Here is a 4,828-nt window from a genome sequence, read left to right as displayed (position 1 = left end):
GCTGTACTTCGCCTACAGCCGTCGCAACGCGCTGATCGGCCGGTAAAGGCAGCGCCGGGCCATGCCCGGCGGTCTTTGGGTCGTGCCGGCACTACCGCAGGGCGGCTAACCGCCCTGCTTTGCCGCGTAGTCCTGCGCCTGGCGCATCACCCGCAACAGGTTGCCGCCCCAGATGGCGGCGATCTGTTGTTCGCTGTACCCCTTGCGCAGCAGCCACGCGGTGATCTTCGGCAGCTGGCTGACATCGGGCAGGTCGCTCAGGCCACCACCGCCATCCCAGTCCAGACCGATGCCGACGTGCTCGGGGCCGACCACCTTCAGGATGTGCTCGAAATGGGCGAAGAAGTCGTCCAGGCTGGCGTGGCGCACCGGGTGTTCGTGGTCCAGTGCCTGCTCGGCCTTCTGCAGCGCCACGCCCTGTTCGATGGTCATGCCTTCCCAGCCACCCAGCTGCTTGCTCAGGGCTTCTTCGGCCTGCTTGCGCTCGGGCGACTTGGCGGTGTCGATCAGGTAGCCGCCGTACGCGTTCACCTGGATCACCCCGCCAGCCTTGGCCAGCTTGCGCAGGCGCGCGTCATCAAGATTGCGTGGGTGGTCGTAGACCGCCTTGGCCGAGCTGTGCGACAGCACGAACGGCACCGGCATCATCGCCAGCAGATCGTCGAACACGGCATCGGAGGCGTGCGACTGGTCGATGACGATGCCCAGCTTCACCGCCTCGCGCACCAGGTCCTTGCCAGCCGGGCTCAGGCCCTTCCATTCAGCCCCCTTGGGATCGGTGACCGAATCGGCGAACTCGTTGTTGGCGAAGTGCACGGTGCTGAGCAGGCGCAGGCCCGCACGGTGATAGAACGACAGCAGGCTGGGATCGGCCACCAGCGGACTGGCGTTCTCCATGCTGATGTAGACCACGCGCTTGCCGGCGGCCTTGATCCGCGCCGCGTCATCGGCGGTCAGCGCCAATGCGAAGCGCTCGGGATTGGCGGCCAGCATCTGCCGGATCTCCAGCAACCGCTGCAGGCCGTGGTCGCGCTCGGCCAGATGCGCGGCGGCCGTGCGGTCGCCCTGGTCGGTATAGATCGCCCAGAAGCCGCCATCAAGCGCACCTTCGACCATGCGCGGGTAGTCCACCTGCGAGAGTGCGTTGCGGTCGTGCCGCTGCTCGATGTCGAAGCCGTCGCGGCCGAAATTGGCCGGCGTATCCAGATGACTGTCCAGGGTCAGCAGGCGCTGCTGCAGTGCCTTGGCACGGGCCAGCTCCTGCGCGCTGAAGTCGATGGCATGGGCGGACAGCGGCGCACTCAGCGCCAGGGCGAGCAGCAGGGACAGACGACGCAACGACGGCATGGGCATCCACCGGCAATGGGAAGGACACGACCATAGCGCCGCGACGGCCAACGCCGGTAGTGCCGTATTGATCCGCCAGCTCCATTACACTCGCCGGCAGCCGATAAGTCAGCGTGCAGCACCGCGTGCTGCGTCGACCATGGAATGGAAGCATTGATGTCGAACTCCCAGCCTCCAGCGCTGCCCGCGCAGGGCCAGGCCCCCGTCCCCGCCAGCACGGTCACCGTCGAACAGCTCAAGCGTGATGTGCTGCCAACGTTGTTTGCCGGGCGTACCGACATCGGCCGCTATGGCCCGGCCGACCTGGCCAGCGCCAGCGCCGAGCCGGCCTGGCAGGATGGCAGCGCCAACGCACTGGCCCAGGCGCTTGCCGAACTGGTCAGCCGGCTGTCCGAACACGATCCCAATGCGCTGCTGCAGCGCGCGGGATGGTGGGAGCGGTTCACCGGTGCCGATATCGAAGAACGCCTGCGCCGTCGCATTGCCATGGGCAGCAACGGCGACGTCCTGGCCAGGATCGAGCGCGAAGCCATCGCCGTGCGGGCCAGCGTCGATCGACTGGATGCGCAGCTGCTCGAGCATGACGTGCAGGGGGTGCGACTGCAGGTGTACATCGATGCAGGCGTGCAGTTCCTGCAGGAGCTGCCAGCGGCCGTCGACAGCGACGATGGCGCGCCGGTGCTCGACCGTCCGGTCGAGCGGCTGCAACGCCGCGTAGCCAACCTGACCGCGCTGCTGGCCAGCCATTCGATGAGCCGGATGCAGGTGCAGCTGGCACGCAGCCATGCCATCGACCTGCTGGACCGTTACAGCGAGACGGTGCAAATCCTGTTGCCGATCTGGCGCCAGACCATCCAGGCGCTGCACAACAGCGACAACGCCAGCCCGCAGATGATCGCCAGCGCGGCCCAGGCACAGGACCAGCTGAAACAGGCCCTGCAGCAGTTGCTGCGCACATCGGCGGTGCCGGCATGAGCGCGCCGGTACGCGATCCGCTGCAGATCCCGCCGGATCTGCAGGCGCGGGTGGAGGCTGTTCCGGGCCTGCGCGCGTTCTACCGGCGGGCCTCGCTGCTGCGGGTCTTCGGCCTGGCCTGCCTTCCGCTGGCGGCAACGGCGCTGTCCTGCATGGCGCTGGCATTTACCGGCACCGAGCTGGGCCCCCCGTCGTGGGCACAGGTGCCGGCCGGCTATGGGTCGAAGGACACGGGCAGGCAGTTGCTCATCCTGCTGGTCATGACCCCCTTGCTGCTGGTGTGGATGTTCTTCGGCGTGCGCGACCTGCTCAGCCGCCATCGCCTTCGCCGCTTCGCCTGGTCATTCGCGCTGGGTTCGATGCTGCTGTGCGGTGCCTGGGGAAGCATGGGCATCACCGCACCCGCCATCGGCCAGGGCGATCGCCTCGACTATCGCCAGCTGGACGCGCTGATCGCCAGTCCAGACTTCAGCGGCTTCAGCCCCCAGTGGCAGGCCTATCTGCGTGCACAGCAGGAGCTTCCCTACGGCGTCGCCTCGTCGGCCGTGGTCGCCACTGCCCGTGCGTTGGCCAATGGCGAAGACATCGGTGTTCCGGTATCGCCGGCAATGCAGTCCCGCTTCGAGAAGGCAGCAGGGCTGCCCCGCTCTGAACGGTCGCAGCGATTGCATCAGCAGCGTCTGCTGGGCTGGCTTCTGTTCGACGTCGGCTGGGTGCTCGCGCTGCTCGCGGTTCCGGCGCTGCTGGCGCTGGGCGCGGTGGCGATCGTGCTCGGCCACCATCTGCGGCGCAGGTCCGAGGTGATCAACGGGTTGCTGCAGCAGCTGCAGCCGGTTCCTGCGCCGCCACGCGCGCAGCCCTGAGGCTGGCGCGCGGGGGCAGTCTTCGGCGCTGTGTGGGGGAGCCGGGCATCGCCCGGCTCCACACCCCGTAGGTCAGTCCACCACGCGGCAGAACACGGCCTTCAGGTAACGCGATTCCTGCACGTGGGCCATGAACGGATGGTCCGGGCCGGCGCCGGCCACCTTCAGGATCTGGATGGTGCGGCCGGAGAAGTACGCCGCACGACGCAGCATGTCCAGGAACTGGTCCTCGGCCACGAGGCCGGTGCAGGAGAACGTGGCGAACAGGCCACCGGGCTTGACCACGCCCAGCGCCAGCTTGTTCATGTCCAGGTACTTCTTCAGCGCGGTGATGACCTGGTCGCGGTCGCGGGTCATCTTCGCCGGGTCCAGGATCACCACGTCGTACTGCTCACCGCGGTTGGCCGCATCGCGCAGCCACGGGAAGATGTCGGACTGGACGAACTTCGGGCGCACGTTGTTCAGACGTGAATTGCCCTTGGCGATCTGGATGACGTCCTCATCGATGTCGATGCCGACCACTTCCGATGCACCGCGCGCGGCCGCGTACACGGCGAAACCGCCGGTGTTGCAGCACAGGTCGAGCACGCTCTTGCCTTCCACCTGCTGGCTCAGCCACTCACGGTTCTCGCGCTGGTCGGCAAAGAAACCGGTCTTGTGCGCACCGGCCGGGTCGGCACGGAACTTGATGCCGTACTCGGTGATCACCGACGCTTCGGTGGTGGTGTTGCCGTGGAAATCGAAGCTTTCCTGCTTCTGCACGTGTTCGTCGGCGAAGCTGTGGAAGCGGCAACCCGGGAACTGTTCACGCAGGGCGTCGTAGATCCATTCGCGGTGGCGGAACATGCCGGCGGCGAAGAACTCCACCACYACCAGGTCGYYGTAGCGGTCSACCACCAGGCCGGACAGGCCATCGCCCTCGCTGTGCACCACGCGCCAGGCGTCGGACACCGCATCGAGCTTCAGCACCTCACGACGCAGCGACACCGCCTGGGCGATCTTGCGCGAGAACCAGCCGGCATCCAGCGGGATCTGCGGGTCGGTTTCGAGGATGCGTACGGCAATACGCGAATGCCCGTTGTAGAAGCCACGGCCGATGAACTCGCCATCCACGCCGACGACATCGACGAGGGAGCCGGGCTTGGGCCGGACGGTCGGCTTCTCGACCAGTTTCTGGAAGATCCACGGGTGGCTGGAACGCCACGCGTTCTTGAGGCGGACAACGGGAAGGGGGGTATTCATCCACCTATTGTAGCCGGGGGGCATGGGGCGCCGGAAATCCGGTGAAGGCCCGCCATTTGACGCGGGCCCGGCCAGGCCGCAGAATCGGCTGCAGAAGGGGAGTAGCTCCCAGACGTTGTCGCCGTCAATTCGAGCCCGCAGGCTCCGGTGCAACGGCAGTTCCGGCCCATCGGAACTGCGAGCGAGACCTTCGCCGTACTGGCGAAGCTCTGTCCCTGGATCCCCTCCCGATCCTCCGTTGCAGATCCTCGCCGTCCGGCTTGAGGCATTTTTCATTTCCCAACGGACAAACCCATGCAGACGATCGGTAATTTGTGGTTGTGGGGCGGCTTCGCAGCGGTGGTGGTCATCGCCCTGCTGGTCGACCTCGTATTGATGCGCCACGGTGGCCCGCACAAGGT

The 4,828-nt window shown here is 66.8% G+C and carries 4 protein-coding genes; 2 read left to right on the top strand and 2 right to left on the bottom strand.

Going from position 1 to position 4,828, the window contains the following annotated elements; all coding sequences use genetic code 11:
- Positions 1 to 105: 105 nt before the first annotated feature.
- A complete protein-coding gene (locus tag AC1VAN_RS11505; RefSeq protein ID WP_032978500.1) occupies positions 106 to 1,347 on the bottom strand; it encodes a dipeptidase in 1,242 nt (413 codons plus the stop codon).
- Between the two features lie 156 nt (positions 1,348 to 1,503).
- Between AC1VAN_RS11505 and AC1VAN_RS11500 the strand changes: the two genes are divergently transcribed.
- Both AC1VAN_RS11500 and AC1VAN_RS11495 read left to right on the top strand, forming a co-directional pair.
- Entirely contained in the window at positions 1,504 to 2,322 is an 819-nt protein-coding gene (locus AC1VAN_RS11500; RefSeq protein ID WP_032978497.1) for a protein klaA, read from the top strand.
- Positions 2,319 to 3,185 (top strand): hypothetical protein, encoded by an 867-nt coding sequence (locus tag AC1VAN_RS11495; protein ID WP_282280080.1) that lies wholly within the window; start codon positions 2,319 to 2,321, stop codon positions 3,183 to 3,185. Before AC1VAN_RS11500 ends, AC1VAN_RS11495 begins: the two co-directional genes overlap by 4 nt.
- A gap of 72 nt (positions 3,186 to 3,257) precedes the next feature.
- Here AC1VAN_RS11495 and AC1VAN_RS11490 read toward each other — a convergent pair whose 3' ends face one another.
- Positions 3,258 to 4,427: a class I SAM-dependent rRNA methyltransferase gene (locus AC1VAN_RS11490; RefSeq protein WP_480985835.1), complete on the bottom strand. Its 1,170-nt coding sequence runs from the start codon at positions 4,425 to 4,427 to the stop codon at positions 3,258 to 3,260.
- Between the last annotated feature and the right edge of the window lie 401 nt (positions 4,428 to 4,828).

This window comes from Stenotrophomonas sp. 05L44_2, assembly GCF_056665995.1.
The sequence above is the reverse complement of the archived record's forward strand: the minus strand, read 5'-3'. Positions and strand labels throughout refer to the sequence as shown.

What these genes read in the sequence shown, in the direction of transcription:
- AC1VAN_RS11505 (WP_032978500.1), bottom strand. Translation starts at nt 1,347, where the DNA reads ATGCCGTCGTTGCGTCGTCTGTCCCTGCTGCTCGCCCTGGCGCTGAGT.
- AC1VAN_RS11500 (WP_032978497.1), top strand. Translation starts at nt 1,504, where the DNA reads ATGTCGAACTCCCAGCCTCCAGCGCTGCCCGCGCAGGGCCAGGCCCCC.
- AC1VAN_RS11495 (WP_282280080.1), top strand. Translation starts at nt 2,319, where the DNA reads ATGAGCGCGCCGGTACGCGATCCGCTGCAGATCCCGCCGGATCTGCAG.